A 21,386-nucleotide genomic window follows, 5' to 3' on the forward strand; every position below is an offset into this window, starting at 1 on the left:
AGGCAAAAGGCCAGAGGATAGCAAATTCACTGATCGCTCAGGGATTGCGGCAAAACACGGTCTGCGCAAGGTTGGTACGCCGCCGGGCATAACTGGACGCCCCCGCCAACCCCGGCGGCAAGGGCAGTTGCCCAACCAGCACCGGCATGTCGATGATCGCCATGAACGACTCCAGCGCCTCGCTGTCGGGCGCCTGGGGCAGGCTGATGCTGACGGCGTGGCGATCGCTCGGCGGTACGGCGGGCACTTTCAGGTGTGACGAGTGGTACAGCAGTGCGTGCTGGATCTGCGAACTGACCCTGCAGAAGCGCGCCAGGTCTACCCCGGCATGACTGGCCAGCTCTATGTTACCCACCAACAGGTTGAAGGGTTCCAGTGCGCTATGCACCAGGCGCTGCAGGTCGTCGAAACTCTCCACCGGGGCGATCCGGTAATAACCCAGCCCATTGAGCATTTTCTCCAGCTGCAGGCGCTGGCCGGGGTGCTCGTCGGCGATGAGGATGCGCATGGATTTGTTAGGCATCGTCCGGACCTGGGCAGTTGGGTGGTAACGGTAGCTCCATGACCATACTGCGCCGGCAACGGCAACGTCGGGCGCAATGCCTGAACGGGGGTCTTTATTGATAGTTGTCGTGATCCCGGGAGAAATCAAGTCGCCCACTCACGGAATTTTCACATCCGCAGGCGGCTCGCTCAGGACTCCCACTGGCGCATGCGCACACGGCAATGCTTCATGGCATTGACGATGTGCTTTTCCACCAGGCTGCGGGAAATACCCAGGCGCTCGGCGATCTGCTGGTGCGACAGGCCATCGAGCTTGCGCAGCAGGAAGCTGTCGCGGCAAGGCCCACTCAATTCATCCAGCGCCTGGCGCATCAGCGCCAGGCGCTGGTCGAGCTGCATGCTCTGGGTCAACGCCGGAGTATGCCAGCGCTCATCGTTGTCCAGAACCTCCAGCGGCTCGGCCTGACGCACCAGATGTCGACGGTGATGATCGACCACAAGATTCATGGCCGTACGATAGAGGTAGGCGCGCGGGTGCTCGATATGCTCGCCCTCCGTGCGCTCCAACACCCGGATGTAGGCATCGTGGGCGACGTCTTCGGCCGACTGGCGATTACCGAGTCGGGCGGACAGGAAGCTCACCAATTCGCGATAGTAATGTTCCACGACGGCACCTGGCGTCACCCTGCCCTAGCGTTGCGAGCCAAGGAAGAGGTCTGGATGATATCAGCGTGCGATCTTACAAATTATAATTATTCGCAGCAACACGCAGCCCCCTTCTCTGCGCTAAATCGTCATCGATATCATTCGTTTAACTGGGACCCCCGAGCGCACGCCCCATCGCGGCACTCGGCCACTACCTCCGGCTGGAAGCCCGCATGACACGCACATTCAATACCCGCCGCAGCGTGCTGATCGGCGCCCTGGGCCTGGTCGGTCTCGGCAGCCTGGTGGCCTGGCAGGTCCTGCCGCTCGGCGGCGCACCGGTCAGCACCGTGCCGGTGATCCGCGCCGACATCGAAAGCAGCGTCACCGCCTTGGGCACCCTGCAGCCGCGCCGCTATGTCGACGTGGGCGCCCAGGCCTCGGGGCAGATCCGCAAGCTGCATGTGGAACCCGGTGACGAAGTGCGCCAGGGCCAACTGCTGGTGGAGATCGACCCGTCCACGCAGCAGGCCAAGCTCGATGCCGGGCGCTACTCGATCGAAAACCTCAAGGCCCAGCTCGCCGAACAGCGGGCGCAGTACCTGCTCGCCCAGCAGCAGTACAAACGCCAGCAGGATCTGGCTGCGGCCGGCGCCAGCCGCCAGGAAGACCTGCAAACGGCAGCGGCGCAACTGAAGGTGACCCAGGCGCGCATCGACATGTACCAGGCGCAGATCCGCCAGGCCCAGGCCAGCCTGCGCAGCGACGAGGCGGAGCTGGGCTACACGCGGATCTACGCGCCCATGAGCGGCACCGTGGTGGCGGTGGACGCCCGCGAGGGCCAGACCCTCAACGCCCAGCAGCAGACACCGCTGATCCTGCGCATCGCCAAGCTCTCGCCAATGACCGTGTGGGCCCAGGTATCCGAAGCCGACATCGGCAAGGTCAAGCCGGGCATGACCGCCTACTTCAATACCCTGGCCGGCGGCAAGCGGCGCTGGACCAGCACCGTGCGGCAGATCCTGCCGGTACCGCCCAAGCCCCTGGACCAATCCAGCCAGGGCGGGGGCAGCCCGGCCAGCACCACGGCTGGCACCACGGGCACCAAGGTGGTCCAGTACACCGTGCTGCTGGACGTGGATAACCCCGACGGCGCCCTGATGGCGGAGATGACCACCCAGGTGTTCTTCGTCGCCGGCCAGGCCAGCCAGGTGCTCAGCGTGCCATTGGCCGCGCTGGACGAGACCCCCGAAGAGGGCTTGCGCCTGGCCCAGGTGCTGAACGGCAAGGGCCAGGTCGAGGCGCGCCAGGTGCGCACCGGCTTGAGCGACCGCCTGCGGGTGCAGATCCTTGAGGGTTTGAACGAAGGCGAGCGCCTGGTCATCGGCCTTCCTGCCGCCAGTGGGGGTTGAGATGGCCACGCCCCTGATCGAGCTGTGCGACATCCGCAAGGTCTATGGCGGTGTCGATTCGCCCAGGGTCGAGGTGCTGCGCGGCATCAGCCTGAGCATCCACCCCGGCGAGTTCGTCGCCATCGTCGGCGCCTCGGGCTCCGGCAAGTCGACCCTGATGAACATCCTCGGCTGCCTCGACCGCCCCACCTCGGGCAGCTACCGCTTCGCTGGCCGGGACGTGGCCGAACTGGACAGCGACGAGCTGGCCTGGCTGCGCCGCGAAGCCTTTGGCTTCGTGTTCCAGGGTTACCACCTGATCCCCTCGGGCTCGGCCCAGGAGAACGTCGAGATGCCGGCCATCTACGCCGGCACCCCGCCCGCCGAACGCCATGCCCGCGCCCGCGCCCTGCTCGAACGCCTAGGGCTGGCCAGCCGCACCGGCAACCGTCCGCACCAGTTGTCCGGCGGCCAGCAACAGCGGGTGTCGATTGCCCGTGCGCTGATGAACGGCGGGCATATCATCCTCGCCGACGAACCCACCGGCGCCCTCGACAGCCACAGTGGCGCCGAGGTGATGACCCTGCTCGACGAGCTGGCCAGCCAGGGCCATGTGATCATCCTCATCACCCATGATCGCGAGGTCGCGGCCCGCGCCCAGCGGATCATCGAGGTGCGCGACGGCGAGGTGGTCGGTGACTCGGCCACCCCGTCATCGGCCGATGCCCCGCCCCGACAGGTGCAAGCCGACGACCTGCGCCAACGCCTGGACTTCGGCGCCACCCAGCGCGGCGCCTGGAAAGGCGAACTGGCAGAGTCCCTGCAGGCCGCCTGGCGGGTGATGTGGATCAACCGCTTCCGCACCGCCCTGACCCTGCTCGGCATCATCATCGGGGTGGCCTCGGTGGTGGTCATGCTGGCGGTCGGCGAAGGCAGCAAGCGCCAGGTCATGGCGCAGATGGCCGCCTTCGGCTCGAACATCCTCTACCTCAACGGCAAGCACTCCTCCGAGGAGCTGACCGGTATCGTCACCCTCGATGATGTCGACGCCATCGGCGAACTGCCGCAGGTCAAGCGCGTCATGCCGGTGATCGGCGACAAGCTCATGGTGCGCCACGGCAACAAGGGCGAGCAGTTCTATGTCGGCGGCAACAACACCGGATTTCCCGAGATTTTCAACTGGCCGGTGGTCGAGGGCAGCTTCTACAGCGAGGCCGACGAAGCCAACGCCGCCGCCGTGGCCGTGATCGGACAGAAGGTGCGCGAGAAGATGTTTGGCGCAGGGAGCAATCCGCTCGGCCAGTACCTGCTGATCGGCAACGTGCCGTTCCAGGTGATCGGCGTGCTCCAGGGCAAAGGCGCCAGCTCCGGCAGCGAGGACAGCGACGAGCGCGTGGTGGTGCCCTACTCCGCCGCCTCCATCCGCCTGTTCGGCAGCCGCGATCCGGAATACGTCACCATCGCCGCCCTGGATTCCGGCCGGGTCAAGGAAACCGAGCAGGCGATCGAGCGCCTGATGCTGCAGCGCCACCAGGGCAAGCATGACTTCGTTTTGACCAACGATGCCGCGCTGATCCAGGCCGAGGCCCGCACCCAGAACAGCCTGTCGCTGATGCTTGGGGCGATCGCCGCGATCTCGCTGCTGGTCGGCGGCATCGGCGTGATGAACATCATGCTCATGACCGTGCGCGAGCGCACCCGCGAAATCGGTATCCGCATGGCCACCGGCGCGCGCCAGCGCGACATCCTGCGCCAGTTCCTCACCGAAGCGGTGATGCTGTCGATGGTCGGCGGCGTGACCGGCATCGTCCTGGCCCTGGCCATCGGCGGCGGCCTGTTGCTGGCCGACATCGCCGTGGCCTTCGCCCTGCCCGCCATCCTCGGCGCCTTCGCCTGCGCCGTGATCACCGGCGTGGTCTTCGGTTTCATGCCGGCCCGCAAGGCCGCCCGCCTCGACCCGGTCAAGGCCCTTACCAGCGAATAGTTCATGACGATTCCCAGCCGTACCAGCCTGTTGACCCTGAGCCTTTGCCTGGCCGCCTGCAGCAGCCCGCCGCCACCGGCGGCGAACATCGACACGCCACCCGCCTGGCAGGGGCCGGCCACAGCCCAGCCCCTGCCTGACAGCCAGTGGTGGCGCGCCTTCGCCAGCACCGAGCTGGACCGGCTGGTCGAACGCGCCCGCCTCAACAGCCACGACCTGGCCGCCGCCGCGGCGCGGGTGCGCAAGGCCCAGGCCAGCGCCGTGATCGCCGGCGCGCCATTGCTGCCCGAGGTGCAGTTGGGCCTGAACGGCAGCCGCCAGCGCTTGCTGCGCGGCGAGGGCAACGACCAACTCGACGCCAGCAGCAACGAACGCACCAGTACCTCGTTCGGAACCCGCCTGAGCGCCAGCTACGAGATCGACTTCTGGGGCGGTCTGCGCGCCACCCGTGACAGCGCCCTGCGCAGCCTCGACGCCAGCCGCTTCGATCGCCAGACCGTGGAGCTGACCCTGGTCAGCGCCGTGGCCGACAGCTATCTGCGAGGCCTGGCTCTCGACGAGCAACTGCGCATCGCCCGCCTCAACCTGAGCAACGCCCGCGACGTGCTGGGCCTGGTCGAAGCCCGTGAACGCTCGGGCTCGGCCACCCGCCTGGAACTGGCCCAGCAGCGCAGCCTGGTGGCCGCCCAGGAGCGCCAGTTACCACTGCTCGAACAACGCCGTCAGGACAACCGCATCGTCCTTGCCACCTTGCTGGGCGATCCTGTGCAGGCGCTGCCCGCCACCGACGAAACCATCGGCAACGTGCAGTGGCCAGCCATCGGCAGCGGCGTGCCCAGCGAACTGCTCGGCCGCCGCCCGGACATCGCCGCCGCCGAGGCACGCCTGGCGGCGGCTAGCGCCAATATCCAGGTAGCTCGGGCGGCGATGCTGCCGCGTCTGATACTGGGCGCGGACCTGGGCAGTGGCGCCCGGACCGTGCCCAATATCTTCGACAGCCCCTACTACACCCTCACCGCCGGGCTCACCGCGCCGATCTTCAACAACGGTCGGCTGAGTGCCGCCCGGGACGCGGCCCGTGCCGAACAGCAGGAGTTGCTGGAGCTGTACCGCGCCAGCATCCTGGCCGGGTTCTCGGATGTGGAGAAAGCCCTGAACGCCATCGCCGGCGTGGAGCGCCAGCGCCGCTGGCAGGACCAGGAAGTGGAACAGGCGCGTATCGCCTTTGATTTGGCCCAGCAACGCTACACCGCCGGTGCCGAGACCCTGCTCACCGTACTCGAGACCCAGCGCACGCTGTACCTGGCCCAGGACCAGCAAGCGCAGCTGCGCCTGGAGCAGTTACGGGGAAGCGTGGCGTTGTACAAGGCACTGGGCGGAGGCTGGCAGGCGCCGCAGACGCTGTAGGAGCAGGCTTGCACCGCAAAAGCGCCAGGCCAGAGAACTTCATTGTCTGGTCTGGCGCTTTCGCACGGAGCCTCAGGAAACGATGTTCTTCAACGAAAGGTGTCGCGCATACCAGGGCCGTTGCGGCACCTTGCGCAGCAGGTTGTCGAGCTTGTCCTCGTCACCGAAGGTGATGCGCAGGGCCAACTTCATGGTCTCCACGTCCATCTCCACCGACTTGCCCGGGCGCATGCCCGGCTGCGTGCTGCAGCCATGGGTATCCGGACCCAGCCAGGGATCATCGACCTCCACCCAGCGCCCGGGAGCGAACCAGGGCACGCCGTTGACTTCGAGGCGACGTACCTGACCGGGGTGATGGCGCTCATGGGCACGGAACCAGTCATCGATGCGATCGTCGATCCAGCCGTGGAACCCCCAGAAGACCGGATGCACATGGGAGGAAAACGGATCACCGAGGAAGTCGTTCTCAGGTTCGAACCAGCGCGCGGCGAAGTCCGCCTGGTCGCGGGCGAACGGCACCGGCGCGCCATTGTTGGGATCGCGCGGCACCGACGCCCAGCACATGTGCAGCCAATCGTGCAGGTTCATCTCCAGTTCCGAGCCGAAGGCGCCCAGGGTCAGTTTCGACAGGTACACCGGATCCTGGTACTGCGACTCCCACACCTGGAAGTTGCTGCAGTAGGTCTCGCCGGCCTTGATCGCTCCCACCCACTGGCCATAGGCGTCGTCGCCCGGCGCCTGCCAGCCTGGCGGCACGCAGTAGCCGTCGTGGTTGTCGAAGTAGCGGGCGAAACCTGCTCGATCGAATTCGACGCTGGGTTGCGGTAGCGGAAAGCGTTGCCAGGAAGGCAGGTCCTGCAGTGTGCGGGCATACATCAGCATGTGCCGGTGCATGAACAGGAAATCGATACCCGAACCATTGCGGTGCTTGCGCGGGCCGCGGGCATCACGCTCACGGTCGCGCGGCCCAGGTTGCCAGCCAAGGCCACGCAGTGCGTTCTGCTTGGTCTGCGGCAACTTGTGCCACTGGTCTCGGGTGGCATGCCAAAGCTGGTGGAACAGGCGATGCTCAGCGCCGACCACCCACTCGCGCATTTCGGGGGTATAGGGCAGACGCTCGCGGGCCTCGGGGAACAGACGCTTGACCGCGACGAAACGGCTGTCGGGCACCGGCAGGGTCAGCGGTCTATCCAGGCGTTGTACGCGGCCACTCAACGTGCCGCTACCGGCATTGGCGAACTCGGCCCAAACCTCGTCGAGACTCGCCACGCATTCATAACCCGGCCCGCCGTGCTGGTTGACCAGGCGCCAACGCACCTCGGTGCTGCTGGCACCGACCAGGTCACCGAGCACACGATAGGCCGGCTCGGCGGCACCGCGAAGACCCTCGCCGGTATCGACGAATCCGCGCAGGCCACGCCCCTTGGTGGCGACGTCGAGGAACATCTCGACGCCCTGTCGAGGCAGCCCGTCAAGTCCTCGTTCTACACCGTCGAAGCGGATCTCCCACACACCGCGCAGCCGGTCGGCCAGGACCTGCCCGGCATAGTCGGCCAGTTCGACGCTGGCCTCGCCGGGCGTGACGATATCGTCTTCAGGGTCGTGGGTCAGCTGCTGGTGCGCGTAATAGGCCGCCGTGCCTGTGGCGCCCGCCACTGCCAGGCCAGCGATGAATCCTCGTCGGGAAATTGTCATTGCGCCTCAATCCGTCTTCGCGTGCCGCGACTTCTATCCAAGCTAGGACGTAGATAGGCCGGGAAAATTTAGCCGTCTAATTAACCACCCGGCGCGCTCGTCTGTTGGTTATCTCCCGCTGACAGAGGCATACCCATGACCTCCCTGCACGATCGCCTGACCCAACCGCTCAAGGCCACGCCCTACCGCGTCTTCGACATTGATCTGAAGACCGTTGAACCCTTGAGCCCGTCACTGAGCCGCTTTGTCTTCACTGGCGAGGACGTGGCGCAGATGACCACCCTGGCCCCCGACCAGCGCGTCAAGCTGCTGTTTCCGACGCCCACAGGAGCACCGCCAAGCCTGCCCAAGCACGCGCAATGGCAACAGGCGCGGCGCGAGCTGGCGGCGCAGGACATGCCACCGATGCGCACCTACACCATCCGCGCCCTGCGCCGCGAAGCCCTTGAGGTAGAGGTGGACTTTGTCCTGCATGGCGTCAATGGCCCGGCCTCGGCCTGGGCCACCCATGCCCGTCCGGGTGACCGCCTGCAGATGGTCGCACCCAACCTGGCCTATGCCGACGACCCCGGCGGCTACGAATGGAAGCCGCCGCACAGTGTCCGGCGCATTCTGCTGATCGGTGACGAAACCGCCCTGCCGGCCATCGCCGGCATCCTCGAGCAGTTGGCCACGAACACGCCGGAACTGCAGGTGGAGGCCTTTATCGAAGTGCCGCTGGAAGCCGACTGCCTCGACCTGCGCCACAGCCCGGCCACCCGCCTGCACTGGCTGCCGCGTGACCTGCTGCGCAGCGAACATGGCCAGGGCATGCAGCACGCTGTGCGCGAACTGGCCAGCCTGCCGGCGGTGCGCGGCGCATCGACGGTCGAGCTGGAAGACGTGGATATCGACGAGCGCATCCTGTGGGAGCAGGCCAGCGGCGAGCACGGCGACTTCCATGCCTGGATCGCCGGGGAGTCGGGGACCGTCATGGATATCCGCCGGCACCTGATCAAGGAGCGCGGACTGCCAAGGGAGAGCCTGACGCTGATGGGCTACTGGCGCGCCGGTCGCACCTTCGACTAATACCTGCATCCTGCAGGAGATCACCCAGCCCTTCGGCCAGGGCGATCTCCTGCAGGGAATTTCGCCTGGATTCGAACACTCAGCCAGCTGATACCGCCGCCGCGACGGCCTCGGCAAACCTTGCCGCCACCTCGTCGATCTGCTCGGCACTGATGATCAGCGGCGGCAGGAAGCGCACCACCGCACCATGGCGGCCGCCCAGCTCGAGGATCAGGCCACGACGCAGGCATTCGCGCTGCACCTTCGGCGCCAGCTTGCGGCAGGCCGGCGGATGGCCTTGGACGTCGCGCTTGCCCGCCGGATCCACCAGTTCCACGCCCAGCATCAGGCCACGGCCACGGATATCGCCAAGCTGCGGATAGTCCTGCTGCAACCGTTGCAGGTGCCCGCGCAGGCGCTGGCCCATGGCCTCGGCGTGCTCGCACAGGCGGTGCTCCACCAGGTACTTCATCACCGCCGAGCCCGCGGCCATGGCCATCTGGTTACCACGGAAGGTACCGGCATGGGCACCCGGCGACCACTGGTCGAGCCAGTCGCGATAGACCATCACGGCCAGCGGCAGGCTGCCGCCAATAGCCTTGGACAGGGTGACCACGTCGGGCACGATGCCGGCGTGCTCGAAGGCGAACATCTTGCCGGTACGGGCGAAACCGCTCTGGATCTCGTCGACGATCAACGCCACCCCGGCCTGCTCGGTGATCCGGCGCAACCCGCGCAACCACTCGATATCGGCGGGGATCACCCCCCCCTCGCCCTGCACAACCTCAACGATCACTGCCGCCGGCAGCGCAACGCCGGCCTCCGGATCGCACAGCAGGTTTTCCAGGTAGTGCAGGTTGGCGCGCACGCCCGCCTCGCCGCCGAGGCCGAACGGGCAGCGGTAGTCATAGGGATAAGGCAGGAACTGCACGCCATTGTTCAGCAACGCGCCGAGCGGCTTTTTCGGCCCCAGGCTGCCCATCAGGCTCAGCGCGCCCTGGGTCATGCCATGGTAGGCCCCCTGGAACGCCAGCACGGTGCTGCGCCCGGTGACCGTGCGCACCAGCTTGAGCGCAGCCTCGACCGCATCGGTACCGGTCGGGCCGCAGAACTGGATCTTCGCTTCCCGGCGCAGGCCCTCGGGCAGCAGGGCGAACAGGTCCTGGACGAACTGATCCTTGACCGGCGTGGTCAGGTCCAGGGTGTGCAGCGGCAGTTCGTCGGCCAGCACACGCTGGATCGCGTCGATCACCACCGGATGGTTGTGACCCAGGGCCAGGGTGCCGGCACCTGCGAGGCAATCGATGAACTGGCGGCCCTCGACGTCCTCGACGTACAGGCCACGGGCGCGCTTGAGCGCCAGGGGGATGCGCCGGGGGTAGCTGCGGGCGTTGGATTCCTGCTGCTGCTGGCGCAGCAGCAAGGGCGAATCCTCGAATTCGTACAGGGCACGCGGCGCAGTGGCCGGCAGTACCTGGGCAAGACTGGAAGCGGTCGACATCGGAAAAACCCTCGCAAGCAAGCGAATGTGCCCGCCACGCGCCCTGTAACCGGATGTGTGTCGGGTTCTTATCGCTTGAAAAACGCTTCAGCGAGGTGCGGATTTAGCGGTTGTCATGGGATTTGTCGTAGATGTGCGGCCTCTGTCGCGGAGCAAGCCCGCTCCCACGGGCTCATGACCAAGCTGCTTGGGAGCGGGCTTGCCCCACGATGGGTACAGCGCCGAACTCAACTTCCTGAACGCGCCGGCACCTGCAGGCTCACCCGCAAACCATCGGCCCGGCTGTCGAACCGCAGGCTGCCAGCGCAGCGCTGGACGATGGCCTGGACGATCGCCAGCCCCAGCCCGCAACCTCCGCTCTGGCCGTTGCGCCAGAAACGTTCGGTCAGGTGTTCGAGATCTTCCTGGGCAATCCCCGGCCCATGATCGCGCACCAGGAAGTCCACCCGCCCGTCCTGCGCCTGTACCTCCAGCTCCACGGCGGCGTCGCCGCCATGGCGCAGGGCGTTGTCCAGCAAGTTGCGCAGCGCCGCCACCGCCAACGGCGCCGGCATGCTCAGGTAGACCTTGGCCGCCGCCTCGGGCAGGCGCAGGTGAATGCGCCGGTTGTCGCCGCCACCAGCATCCTCGATGGCCTGTCGGGCAACCTGCTCGGCGCTGCACTGCACGCCATCGTCGAAGGACAGGCTGCCCTCGACCCGCGCCAGCATCAGCAGTTGCTCCAGCGTGCGGTGCATGCGATCGGTACCCTGCTCGGCATGCTCCAACGCCTGCTCACGCACGGCACCGTCGGTCATGCGCGCCACCTGCAGATGGGTCTTGATGGCGGTCAGCGGGCTGCGCAGCTCATGGGCGGCGTCGTCAGTCAGACGGCGTTCGCGCTCGATGGTCTGGGCAATGCGCAGGAACAGCTGGTTCTGGGTATCGAGCAGCGGTTGCAGCTCGCTGGGCAGGCCGGCCACCTGCAACGGCTCGACGCTGTCGGCGCGGCGCCTGCGCAAGGCATCACGCATGCGATTGAGCGGCGCCAGCCCCTTGCCCAGGCCGATCCACAATAGCCCCAGGCTGCCCAGCAAGGCCATCAGCACAGGCGCCGAGGCCGCCAGCAGGATTGACTGGTTCAGCGCCTCGCGCTCCTGGTGGCGGTCGGCGGTGGTGATGCGCACATCGCCATGGTTGTAGGTGAAGGTACGCCAGGAGGCGCCATCGATGGTCTGGTCACGGAAGCCGCTGCGCTCGTCGTCCATGGCGCCGTCGTGCTTGTGGTTGCTGGCGAGGATCTCGCCGCGCAGCGAGCTGACCTGACAGGCCATGCCGTCCGGCACGCTGAACTGGTCGGCGGAAAAATGCGCATCCTGGCCCTTGGCAGTCAACGGTTGCGGCAACTGGTCGATCAGCCCCGCGACCATGCGCGCCGATGCCACCAGGCGCTGGTCGAGGGAGAACATCATCTGCTGGCGCAGGTCGCGCAGCATCCAGGCCGCCGCCAGCGCCCAGATGACGATGAACACACTGCCGAGAATCAGTGAAAGGCGAACCCGCAGGCTCATGACACACGCTCCTCCGGCTCCTGGGCCGGCCCCAGACGGTAGCCAAGGCCGCGTACGGTCTCGACGATGCTGTTGCCCAGTTTGCGCCGCAGGTGGTGGATATGCACGTTCAGCGCGTTGCTTTCGACCTCGTCGCTAAAACCGTAGACGCAGTCCTTGAGTTGCTCGCTGGACAGCACGCGCCCCGGGTTCTGCAGCAATGCCTGCAGCAGGGCCTGCTCGCGGCGCGACAGGTCCACCGCCTGGCCGCCCAGGGTCGCCGCGCAACTGCTGGGGTCGTAGCGCAGCGGGCCGTGCTCGATGACGTTCACCGCCCGCCCGGCGACGCGGCGCAGCAGGGTATGCAGGCGAGCGGCCAGTTCGCGCAGGTCGAAGGGCTTGAGCAGGTAGTCGTCGGCGCCGGCCTGCAGGCCGTCGACCCGGTCGGTGACCGCGTCGCGGGCGGTGAGCACCAGCACTGGCAGGGTCTCGCCCTGCTGGCGCAGGCGGCGCAACAGCTTGAGGCCGTCCTCGTCGGGCAGCCCCAGGTCGAGGATCATCACATCAAACTTCGCGGTTCCGAGCATCTGCCGGGCCTGCGAGGCGCTGTCCACCCGGTCCACGGTCAGGCCCTGGGCCGAGAGGCCGGCGCAGATGCCGCTGGCGATCAGGTCATCGTCCTCGCAGAGCAGAACATGCATATGGGGTCTCCTGGGTGGGGAAGCTGGCATTGCACAGGGTGGCGATTAAGGGGGGATTATGAACGGGTTTGGAGGACTTCGTCGGGCTGATAGCATCGGTACAGACAAGGCTGTCACCGGTCCTAAGACCAACTTAACTTTCAGTTAATAACCCAAGGCCAGCATGGCCCTCTTCAAAGCTCTGCCAAGGCGTCGACATGCGTGTTCTCCTGCTCTTCCTGACATTCCTGCTCGCCGGCCCCCTCCAGGCCAACCCCTTTGCGGTCAAGCCGGACTTCCTGCCGGTCAACGAAGCCTTCGTCCTGACCCACGATCGCCTGGAAAACGGCCAGATGCGCCTGCATTTCCAGATCAAGGACGGTTACTACCTTTACCAGAAACGCCTGAAGTTCGACGGACTGCCCCCTGAGCAGCACCCCGTGCTGCCCCAGGCCGAGAACCACCACGACGAGTTCTTCGGCGACAGCGCAGTCTATCGCTCCGAGCTGGAACTGCTGCTGCCGGCCGGCGCCGGCGGTGAACTGCGCCTGGGCTGGCAAGGCTGCGCCGACGCTGGCCTGTGCTACCCGCCGCAGACCACGCCGATCGCTCTCGGCGGCAGCGCCACGCCAGTCGCCGCTGCCGATCAGGCCAGCGACCAGGCGCTGGCCGGTACCCTGCAACAGGACAGCCTGGCCTGGAGCCTGCTGGCGTTCTTCGGCTTGGGCCTGCTGCTGGCCTTCACCCCCTGCTCGCTGCCGATGCTGCCGATCCTCGCCGGGCTGGTCCTGGGCAACGGCGCCAGCGCCCGGCGCGGCTGGTGGCTGGCCGGTATCTATGTGCTGAGCATGGCGCTGGTCTACGCCGCCCTGGGCGTGATCGCCGCGCTGCTGGGCGCAAGCCTGCAGGCCTGGTTGCAACAGCCCTGGCTGCTGGGCAGCCTGGCCGGCCTGTTCGTGCTCCTGGCCCTGCCGATGTTCGGCGCCTTCGAACTGCAGTTGCCGGCCGCCCTGCGTGACCGCCTGGACCGAGCCGGACAAGGCACCCGTGGCGGCAACCTCTACGGTGCGGCATTGCTGGGCGCGTTGTCGGGCCTGCTGCTGGGACCTTGCATGACCGCGCCACTGGCCGGCGCGTTGTTGTTCATCGCCCAGAGCGGCGATGTGCTGCAAGGCGCGCTGGTGCTGTTCAGCCTCGGGCTGGGCATGGGCGTGCCATTGCTGTTGCTGGTCACCCTGGGCAACCGCTACCTGCCACGCCCGGGTGCCTGGATGAACCTGGTCAAGGGCTTGTTCGGCTTCGTGTTCCTGGCCATGGCCCTGTACACCGTGCGTGGCCTGCTGGCGGAAACGCTGGTGCTGGCCCTGGCCGGCGCCTGGCTGATCGCCCTGGGCTGGGCCGCCTGGCCGGCCCTGCAACGCCTGCCCGCCTTGCGCGCCATTCCTCTGCTCGGCGCCCTGTGGGGTGGCCTGCTGCTGGTGGGCGCCGCAGCCGGGGGCAACGACCTGTGGCAACCTCTGCAGCCCTTCGCCGGCAAGGGCACGGCAGCAGCCCCGGCCAACGCCCACGACGCCTTCGTCACCGTGAGCGCGCCGGCCGACCTGCAACGTGAGCTCGACGCCGCCAAGGCCCGTGGCCAGTGGGTGCTGGTGGACTACTATGCCGACTGGTGCGTGTCGTGCAAGGTCATGGAAAAGCAGGTGTTCGGCCGTGGCGATGTCCAGGCTAGCCTGGCCGGCATGCACCTGCTGCGCCTGGATGTGACCGCCGATTCCCCGGCCAGTCGCGAACTGCTGCAGCGCTTCCAGGTACCAGGCCCGCCCAGCCTGATCTGGATTGGCCCGGAAGGCGACGAGCGCCGTGCCCGACGCATCACCGGCGAGATCGACGCCACCGGTTTCCTGCAACACTGGGCCCAGACCAGGAGCCAAGGCTGATGCTGACCGTCACCCTCGGTCCACTGACCATGGCCCTTAACCACCTGCTGCTGCTCGCGGCGCTGGGCATCGCCAGCCTGGTCGGCTGGCGGGTGGCCAGGCACGGCGGCGAGAATCCGGAGTCGGCGCTGTTCAATTTGTTCCTGCTGGGATTGCTGTTCGCTCGCCTGGGCTTCGTCCTGGCCTACTGGCCGATGTACCGCGACGACCCGCTGCAGGTCATCGACATCCGCGACGGCGGCTTCCTGCTCTGGGGCGGCCTGCTGGGCATCGTCCTCGGCACCCTGTGGCAGGGCTGGCGGCGCCCCGGCCTGCGCCGGCCACTGGGCTGGGCGTTGTTCAGCGGCGCGCTGTTCTGGGGGCTGTCCAGCCTGGCCAGCCACCTGTACAGCAAGGGCACCGAGCTGCCGGACCTGAGCCTGCGCGACAGCCGCGGGCAGGTGGTGGCCCTGCACAGCTACCGCGGGCGACCGCTGGTGATCAACATCTGGGCCACCTGGTGCCCGCCCTGCCGGCGCGAAATGCCGGTATTGCAACAGGCCGAGGACGACTACCCCCACGTGACCTTCCTGTTCGTCAACCAGGGAGAAACCCCGGAAAACGTCAGCACCTTCATGGCCACAACCGGCCTGACCCTGTCCCACGTACTGTTTGACGGCACTGGCGAACTGGCCCGCAAGGTCGGCTCCATGGCCCTGCCCACCACCCTGTTCTACAACGCCGAAGGGCGGCTGGTCGGCAGCCACCTGGGCGAACTGTCGCGCGCCAGCCTGCGCCACGCCCTGGAACCCTTCGAACGCGCCGATGCGCCCGCCCCACAAGGAAACTGACATGCGATTGAATGCGCTGCTGCCCCTGACCTTCACCCTGCTCGCCGCGCCCCTGCTGCACGCCGAAGAGCTACCCAAGCCGATCCAGCAACTGCAGGCCAAGGGCGCCGTGATCAAGGGCAGCTTCGACGCCCCCAACGGCCTGCGCGGCTATGCCGCCGAGTACCACAACAACGGCATCGCCCTGTACCTGACGCCCGACGGCAAGCACGTGCTGGTGGGCAGCCTGTTCGACGAGCAGGGCAAGGACCTCAGTGCCGAGCCACTGGAAAAGCTGGTGTACGCACCGATGAGCAAGGCGGTCTGGGCGAAGATGGAAAAGACCGCCTGGATCCAGGACGGCAAGGTGGACGCACCCCGTACCGTCTACCTGTTCAGCGACCCCAACTGCCCCTATTGCAACATGTTCTGGCAGCAGGCCCGGCCCTGGGTCGAGTCGGGCAAGGTGCAGCTGCGCCACATCATGGTCGGCATCATCCGCGAGGACAGCCCGGGCAAGTCCGCCGCGCTACTCGCCGCCAAGGACCCGGCCAAGGCCTTGCAGGAACACGAGAAGGCCGGCAAGGCCAGCACGCTCAAGGCGCTGGACAAGGTGCCGGAGACGGTTCAGAAGAGGCTCGAGGCGAATCTGGCGCTGATGGAAGAACTGGGCCTGGCCGCGACACCGGCGATCTTCTACCAGGATGAGCAAGGGCAGTTGCAGAGCCAGCAAGGGGCGCCGCGGCCGGAGATGCTGGGGAAGATACTCGGCAAGCGTTAAACGGCAATCTATCTGAAGGTGCAACGATAGCCTTTGGCGAATACCTCGACAGGGCTGTCGTAACCCACCAGCAGACAGCGCTTCAAGCCCAGCGACCCTGACGGGTCGCAAAGCGCTTTGCGTTCGCCTGGGCACTGTACGAAAAGTAATGCCATAAACACCGCCGCCAGCAAGCCATCCTGATCATTGCAGCAAAGCTTTCCGCCAGCTTGCAGCGGCGTGTACCCAGGCGGCGGTTCTCCTTCAGCCAACCAAATAGTCGTGGACAAGGAGATACGGTCGGCACACGGCCGGAGCCGTCCTTTACACGCTCATTGATACGCCCGCTTCACCCTCGACCTTGACCATGGCTCAAGCCATCAAGGTCTCGGAAAATAGAGTGTGTATACGCTGACAGAAATCTGATTTTTCGACACTGTCCGGCAACACCAATACATAGTAAAAAATTCGATTGAAGCGCAAATTGATATCGTACGGTTCGAAATCCGAATCACCTTCAAACTCGAATAGCGTAGCGATCCCGTTCAACGCTGCTGGCTTTGCCTCAACGCCGAAGCACCCCTCGCCCGTCGCCCCCAGATTGTAACCTTGCTCAAGGTGGGCCTTCAGCATCCCCTCATCTTTATAGAAAAGAATAAACTCCTCTCCCCGAATGCACTCCTGCTGTGACTGAAACCCCAGACGTGCTGCTTTTTCCGTCAATGCCGCGAGCCCTGCCTCCAGCGACGTATCGGTATAAAAGCCATACATGACACCCGACCAATCAGCCATTTCACTGTCTCCTATAGCTTGCATCCGGAAGCACCGTGACTGACATCAGCGCGAAGTCTTCTATTAGCGTCCCGGAGCTGAATATCTTCTTGTATATAGAGCCTTAGATAAGCATTCTGCCGATCCACTTTTTTAACTTTCCCGCTATCAACCTCAAATGAAACAAAATGGGTACTTTTCTCTTTGGTCAGCCCCATTTTACCTCTTACATTGGTGCTCTCCATTTCCTCAGGCGTTAGTGTCGTCACGTAGACACCTTTGGGCTTGCCTTGAATAGCGCCTCGCCCCCTGGCGCCGGGGTCACTTTGATTAATCACGCCTGTCCCCATGATTCCCTTATAACCTTCCTTGCTCGTGTAATGATAAACACGCACCACCTCCAAGCCTAACGGATCGATCCATGACAGAGGATTAGGCGCATATTGATAGAGGTTGATCCCGCCCCTCAAACCTAGCGGGTCTTGTTGGGTAAACCGCCCGATATCCGGGTCATAGAATCTGAATGTGTTGTAGTGCAGCCCAGTTTCCCGATCCAGGTACTGCCCCTGAAAACGCACATTCTGCCGGCTGACCTGCTCCGGCGCATGCCATTCCTCGCAGTTGTTGCCCCATACCTGGTACTGCCCCTGCCAGGCAGTTATCCCGTGTTCGTCGGTCAGTTGCTCTACCAGGCCGACCAGATTCGTATGAAAGTGGAAAACCTGCTCATGTCCAGGCAGCCCATCTACCCTGGCCAGTGGCTCATGGCCCGCCGCGTCTGCGTACAGATAGAGACTCGGTTTGCCGTCCTGAACTTCTCGCAACAGACGCAGGCCTTGCCACTGAAACTCGGTTCGGCTGACCGGCACGTCCAGCTCGTCACGGTAGACCCTTTTGTCGATGCGCCTGCCCAAGGGGTCGTAAGCAAACTCGATCCGTTCGCGAAGCGGCCCACGCCGCTGACGGATACAGACCAGCCGGTGCTCTGCATCGTACTCAAAACGCTGGAGCAGACGATTGCCGGAGCGTTTCTCCTCGAGCCGACCAAAGCGGTCGTAGCGATAGCGTCTGTCTTGGAACACCTTGACCCGGTTATGCCGTACCCGACCGTTGACCTGATATCCCTCTAGCAGGTTGCCGGCAAGGTCGTAGCCAAAGTGCTCGACCATCGGCTGTTGCTGAGGCAACTGGCGTGACGCGCCATGGATTCGTTCGGTGGGCCCATAGTCATAACCAATGCGCCCCTGGTAGCTGCCACGCCCACCGGCACCGGCCTGGAAACGACCGACCAGATGCTCAAGCTCGACCCCCAGCCCGCTACCAGCGCGCTGCGTCTGGGTCAGTACCTCGCCGACAAGGTTGTCTGTCGCATCGTACTCATAGTCCTTCTGCAGCAATGGCAAGCGGGTGGGCTCGCCATCCTGATATTCCACAGCCTTGCGCAGCAGGCGCCGCGTGCTGTCATAACGGGTTCTGGTAAGCAATGCGCCCTGGCTGCGCAAGACCTCGCCGTGTAGCGCATCGCGCTCGAAATCGCTGATCACCCGCCCATCGAGGTTGATCTGGTGCAGATGTCCGCTGCCGTAACACAGGTAGTTGATCCGGCGAGAGTCAGGCAGCGTCAAGGTCTGCAGGTTACCGAGGGGATCATAGGTGTAACCGAGTTGCCCTGGACCCTGACTTTCGCTCAGCAATCGCCCCATGGCGTCGTAGGTGAAGTCCAACTGCTGGACCTGACCATTACGGTGAGTGAAACGGATCGCCAGCAGATTGTCAGCAGCATCGTAGCGGTAGGTCGTCTCGCCATCGTCGGTCCGCCTGCACAACAGACGACCGACCGCATCGTGTTCATGGTAGTGAACCTGTGCAAACACTTCGGGCTCATCCGGGCTGCCCGGCAACACGGGCTCCGCTTCGCGGCATGGGTGCACGGTGCGTTGGGTGATCGCATCCAGGGCATCATAAAGCAGACTGAAACCGCCACCATCGAGGTTACGCTGACCAACCAACCGATCTAGTGCATCCCACTGGAAGCGATAGTGCTCGCCATTCTCGTTTTCCAACTGCTGCAAGCGGCCATAGGCATCCCAGTGCAACCGCACGGTGTGCCCCAGCGCATCAGTACGCTGCAGCAGTCGACCGCTGCCGTCATATTGCCATTGGGTCATGCGCTGTGCTGGGTCGACATGGCGGGCCAACTGCCCCGCCGCATCGATCTGGTAGTGCTCGACCCTGCCGTCAGCCAACTCGCGCTGCAACAGGCGACCACGGCTGTCGAAGCGATAGCGCGTGGTGCCACCCTCGGCGTTGCGCACCTCACTCAGGTGCCCGCGCCAATCGTAGCGATAGTGGGTCTGTTGAGCAGAGCAGTCACGCGCACAGATCAGTTGGCCGCGATCATTCCAATTGAACGAACGCTCCTTGCCTATGGCGTCGACACTACGCACCATACGCCCCTGACGATCGTGGTCGTAACGTGTCAGTTGCCCGAGTGGATCGACTTCGGACAACAGGTTGCCCCGAGCATCATAGGTATAACGACGCTCATGCCCTGCTCCATCGACGATGCGGGTGGGCAAGGCCCAATGTTCGGTGTAGCCGATGCTTTCACGACGCCCCAACGGGTCGGCAGTGGCAACCACGCGCCCGAGCGCATCGTAGCTATAGGACCACTCGCCACCTTGTGGATCGAGGGTGCGTCGCAACAGGCCATCGACATAGTCGTGCCGCCAGCGATATCCCAGCGCATCGATGTAGGTGTGTACCTCGTTCAGCGCGCCCCAGTGATAGTGTTCCTCACGCCCCAGGCCATCGATGACCTGGGTATGGCCCTGCTCCAGGTCATAGATGAAGCGATAGTCCTCGCCGTCGCTGCCCCAGTGCCGAACCACGCGCCATTCATGCTCAGGCTGTGGCTCCAACAGCGCAGGCATGGCGTAAGGCGTGCCATCCAGACTGCACGGTTGGCGCGCCGGCGGTGGCGTGAAGCAGGCCCACTCGTAGTACCGGGTAGCCCCCATGGGCAGCGTATGGCTGGCCAGCAACCCTTGGTCGGTGTAGGTAAACTGCCTCAGCAATTGCCCTTCGGCATCGGCGACAGCCTCCAATTGCCCTGCCGAGGTGTAGCGATACTGCACCAGGCATTCGCGCTGCTCGACGGCAAAGGCCTGGCCGGGCCGCAAGGACAGTCTGTGGATCTCGGCTACCCGGCGCGGTTGCCCGTCGGCATAGCACAGTTCGATGAAGATCCGGGCCGAGCTGTCGCCGAGGAACTGCAATCGGCCGTGTTCATCGTAGAACAGCTCCAGGCAATTGAGGTTGCGATCACCGACCTTGACCAGGCGCGACCGCCGACTGTCCAGTGGATCGGTATGAAACACCCGGTACAAGCCGCTGTTGATGTCCTCGACGATGGTGAAGCCGTTGTCCTGATGAAAAAACGCCAGGCCATCGAGAATGCTGACAAAGGCACTGCCGACCTGCAGACGCCCGAGCTCCAGCCTGGCGCCCTCATCATCGACGTAGATCCACAACTCGCCCCCCTCAGGGTGCGCGACACGCTCCAGGCGCACTTCGTAGGGCACACTCCAACCCATGCCGAACAGGCCATCGCTACGCCGGTCGTTAATGTCATAGCGCCGCGCCCAAGTGATCGGGACCATCGCCGCGAGTGTGAAATCCACATCCTCGGGGCCGTCCTGGAATTTGCTGCCCATCGCGGGAGCCACCGGGTTGCCCACCCCGCAGCGGCGCCCCTTGAGCATGCCCCGGCGACTGATGAGCATCCCGGCAATCAGGCCAATGATCTTCGCCGCGGCGCTCTTGCCGTCGTGGATGTCGCGCACGGTGGTGGTGCCGCCACCGATGCGCACATTGGGCGAGTAGGTCATGCCGATCGGCCCGTCGCAGGTGGTCTTGTCTCCGACCCGCGCTGCCGGCTGACCATTGATGAACACCTTGTCCGAGCCCTGGGCAACGAACTGTTCGGGCATCGGTGGGTGCTTGCTGCAGACCGCCTTGTCCTCGGGCTTGGGAATCGATCCGGGCGCGGCCGGCGTGGTCACCGGCGGGTTGAAGATGCTGTTGATCTCCTGCGCCAGGCCGATCACCGGCAACACCATCGAGGCGCCGACCATGGCGTAGGCACCGATGTTTTCGAGGATCGACGGTTCATCGGCTGGGCCCGGCGCCTCGACCGGGCCACCACTCACTCCGGCGGCGCGCGCCGCGAAGATACCGTTGATGCGGGTGTTGTGCGAACCACTGCTGATCGAGCCGTACGGCTCGGGCGGAAACAGCGAATTGCCGACCCAGTTGCTGAAGTCGCTGATATGGTCGCCAATGCTCTTGTCTTCACCGGCCGGCAGCATGGCGGCGGCACTGACCATGACCCCGGCAATCAGCGGTGTGAGCACGGCGGCGGCGCCGCCGGTACCGACCACCGCGACCACCGCGCCACCGATGGCGGCGCCGACCGCGGCGACCGCCGCCGCATAGACGGCGGCCTCGACCAAGCCACTGACCAGCTCGGCCATCAGCGGGGGATGAAGAATGAGATCGCCCATACGGGCGGCATGCAGGCTATCGTCCATGAAACCAGTGAAATCCTTGCGCAGTGTGTGCAGCGTAGCACCGGCAAGTGTGAGGATTACAGGGTGGCCATGCGCCACTTCGGCGCATCAGCGCAGGACTTGCCTGATCCTGTGGGAACAGGCAGGCCCTGCGC

15 protein-coding genes and 1 pseudogene are annotated in these 21,386 nt (G+C 65.2%); 7 read left to right on the forward strand and 9 right to left on the reverse strand.

Translation table 11 applies throughout. The features are described 5' to 3' along the window. Positions 1-37 precede the first annotated feature (37 nt). The gene (locus tag AC25ND_RS02410) at positions 38-523 is read right to left on the reverse strand and encodes a hypothetical protein (RefSeq protein ID WP_028692901.1); all 486 of its coding nucleotides are present in this window, start codon (positions 521-523) and stop codon (positions 38-40) included. A 170-nt stretch (positions 524-693) separates the two neighbouring features. Then, a complete protein-coding gene (locus AC25ND_RS02415) occupies positions 694-1,170 on the reverse strand; it encodes a sigma-70 family RNA polymerase sigma factor (protein ID WP_028692900.1) in 477 nt (158 codons plus the stop codon). Positions 1,171-1,382: 212 nt separating this feature from the next. On the opposite strand from AC25ND_RS02415, the gene AC25ND_RS02420 reads away from it, so the two are divergent. The 3 genes from AC25ND_RS02420 to AC25ND_RS02430 are packed head-to-tail and all read left to right on the forward strand — an operon-like array spanning position 1,383 to position 5,931. Then, on the forward strand, positions 1,383-2,561 hold the full coding sequence (locus tag AC25ND_RS02420; RefSeq protein ID WP_236180382.1) for an efflux RND transporter periplasmic adaptor subunit: 1,179 nt from the start codon (positions 1,383-1,385) through the stop codon (positions 2,559-2,561). Position 2,562: 1 nt separating this feature from the next. Beyond that, positions 2,563-4,524 carry a MacB family efflux pump subunit gene (locus tag AC25ND_RS02425; protein ID WP_088852632.1) on the forward strand — a complete coding sequence of 654 codons (1,962 nt, stop codon included), beginning with the start codon at positions 2,563-2,565 and terminating at the stop codon, positions 4,522-4,524. A 3-nt stretch (positions 4,525-4,527) separates the two neighbouring features. Further along, the gene (locus tag AC25ND_RS02430) at positions 4,528-5,931 is read left to right on the forward strand and encodes an efflux transporter outer membrane subunit (protein ID WP_028692897.1); all 1,404 of its coding nucleotides are present in this window, start codon (positions 4,528-4,530) and stop codon (positions 5,929-5,931) included. Positions 5,932-6,003: 72 nt separating this feature from the next. On the opposite strand, the gene pvdP is transcribed toward AC25ND_RS02430, so the two are convergent. Beyond that, a complete protein-coding gene (gene pvdP, locus AC25ND_RS02435; protein WP_186596156.1) occupies positions 6,004-7,626 on the reverse strand; it encodes a pyoverdine maturation tyrosinase PvdP in 1,623 nt (540 codons plus the stop codon). A 135-nt stretch (positions 7,627-7,761) separates the two neighbouring features. Here pvdP and AC25ND_RS02440 point away from each other — a divergent pair, with 135 nt between their 5' ends. Further along, on the forward strand, positions 7,762-8,694 hold the full coding sequence (locus AC25ND_RS02440; RefSeq protein ID WP_186596146.1) for a siderophore-interacting protein: 933 nt from the start codon (positions 7,762-7,764) through the stop codon (positions 8,692-8,694). Positions 8,695-8,773: 79 nt separating this feature from the next. Here the strand turns inward: AC25ND_RS02440 and AC25ND_RS02445 are convergent, their stop codons facing one another. From AC25ND_RS02445 to AC25ND_RS02455, 3 genes are all read right to left on the reverse strand, one after another. Further along, positions 8,774-10,174: an aspartate aminotransferase family protein gene (locus tag AC25ND_RS02445; RefSeq protein ID WP_028692894.1), complete on the reverse strand. Its 1,401-nt coding sequence runs from the start codon at positions 10,172-10,174 to the stop codon at positions 8,774-8,776. A gap of 227 nt (positions 10,175-10,401) precedes the next feature. Further along, a complete protein-coding gene (locus tag AC25ND_RS02450) occupies positions 10,402-11,724 on the reverse strand; it encodes an ATP-binding protein (RefSeq protein ID WP_182322786.1) in 1,323 nt (440 codons plus the stop codon). Further along, complete coding sequence (locus tag AC25ND_RS02455; protein ID WP_186596144.1) at positions 11,721-12,404, reverse strand: response regulator; 684 nt, start codon at positions 12,402-12,404, stop codon at positions 11,721-11,723. Before AC25ND_RS02455 ends, AC25ND_RS02450 begins: the two co-directional genes overlap by 4 nt. 197 nt (positions 12,405-12,601) lie before the next feature. Between AC25ND_RS02455 and dsbD the strand changes: the two genes are divergently transcribed. From dsbD to dsbG, 3 genes are read left to right on the forward strand one after another with little or no spacing between them, the layout of a single operon-like run. Continuing rightward, positions 12,602-14,320, forward strand: a complete 1,719-nt coding sequence (gene dsbD, locus AC25ND_RS02460) for a protein-disulfide reductase DsbD (RefSeq protein WP_186596142.1) — start codon at positions 12,602-12,604, stop codon at positions 14,318-14,320. Further along, on the forward strand, positions 14,320-15,150 hold the full coding sequence (locus tag AC25ND_RS02465; protein ID WP_028692890.1) for a TlpA family protein disulfide reductase: 831 nt from the start codon (positions 14,320-14,322) through the stop codon (positions 15,148-15,150). The genes dsbD and AC25ND_RS02465 overlap by 1 nt, the downstream gene beginning before the upstream one ends. Before the next feature lies 1 nt (position 15,151). Next, on the forward strand, positions 15,152-15,910 hold the full coding sequence (gene dsbG, locus AC25ND_RS02470; RefSeq protein WP_028692889.1) for a thiol:disulfide interchange protein DsbG: 759 nt from the start codon (positions 15,152-15,154) through the stop codon (positions 15,908-15,910). A gap of 82 nt (positions 15,911-15,992) precedes the next feature. Here dsbG and AC25ND_RS02475 read toward each other — a convergent pair. The 3 genes and pseudogenes from AC25ND_RS02475 to AC25ND_RS02485 all read right to left on the reverse strand — a co-directional run. Then, a pseudogene (locus AC25ND_RS02475) lies at positions 15,993-16,172 on the reverse strand (hypothetical protein); the annotation flags it as partial. An 89-nt stretch (positions 16,173-16,261) separates the two neighbouring features. Further along, the gene (locus AC25ND_RS02480) at positions 16,262-16,681 is read right to left on the reverse strand and encodes a hypothetical protein (RefSeq protein WP_028692888.1); all 420 of its coding nucleotides are present in this window, start codon (positions 16,679-16,681) and stop codon (positions 16,262-16,264) included. Positions 16,682-16,692: 11 nt separating this feature from the next. Beyond that, positions 16,693-21,252: an RHS repeat-associated core domain-containing protein gene (locus tag AC25ND_RS02485; protein WP_486976078.1), complete on the reverse strand. Its 4,560-nt coding sequence runs from the start codon at positions 21,250-21,252 to the stop codon at positions 16,693-16,695. Positions 21,253-21,386: the final 134 nt, after the last annotated feature.

Source organism: Pseudomonas sp. P110(2024) (assembly GCF_057480795.1).

Bases quoted from the DNA above. Each gene is read 5' to 3' on its own strand.
- AC25ND_RS02410 (WP_028692901.1), bottom strand. From the start codon at position 523: ATGCCTAACAAATCCATGCGCATCCTCATCGCCGACGAGCACCCCGGC.
- AC25ND_RS02420 (WP_236180382.1), top strand. From the start codon at position 1,383: ATGACACGCACATTCAATACCCGCCGCAGCGTGCTGATCGGCGCCCTG.
- AC25ND_RS02425 (WP_088852632.1), top strand. From the start codon at position 2,563: ATGGCCACGCCCCTGATCGAGCTGTGCGACATCCGCAAGGTCTATGGC.
- AC25ND_RS02430 (WP_028692897.1), top strand. From the start codon at position 4,528: ATGACGATTCCCAGCCGTACCAGCCTGTTGACCCTGAGCCTTTGCCTG.
- pvdP (WP_186596156.1), bottom strand. From the start codon at position 7,626: ATGACAATTTCCCGACGAGGATTCATCGCTGGCCTGGCAGTGGCGGGC.
- AC25ND_RS02440 (WP_186596146.1), top strand. From the start codon at position 7,762: ATGACCTCCCTGCACGATCGCCTGACCCAACCGCTCAAGGCCACGCCC.
- AC25ND_RS02445 (WP_028692894.1), bottom strand. From the start codon at position 10,174: ATGTCGACCGCTTCCAGTCTTGCCCAGGTACTGCCGGCCACTGCGCCG.
- AC25ND_RS02450 (WP_182322786.1), bottom strand. From the start codon at position 11,724: ATGAGCCTGCGGGTTCGCCTTTCACTGATTCTCGGCAGTGTGTTCATC.
- AC25ND_RS02455 (WP_186596144.1), bottom strand. From the start codon at position 12,404: ATGCATGTTCTGCTCTGCGAGGACGATGACCTGATCGCCAGCGGCATC.
- dsbD (WP_186596142.1), top strand. From the start codon at position 12,602: ATGCGTGTTCTCCTGCTCTTCCTGACATTCCTGCTCGCCGGCCCCCTC.
- AC25ND_RS02465 (WP_028692890.1), top strand. From the start codon at position 14,320: ATGCTGACCGTCACCCTCGGTCCACTGACCATGGCCCTTAACCACCTG.
- dsbG (WP_028692889.1), top strand. From the start codon at position 15,152: ATGCGATTGAATGCGCTGCTGCCCCTGACCTTCACCCTGCTCGCCGCG.
- AC25ND_RS02480 (WP_028692888.1), bottom strand. From the start codon at position 16,681: ATGGCTGATTGGTCGGGTGTCATGTATGGCTTTTATACCGATACGTCG.
- AC25ND_RS02485 (WP_486976078.1), bottom strand. From the start codon at position 21,252: ATGGACGATAGCCTGCATGCCGCCCGTATGGGCGATCTCATTCTTCAT.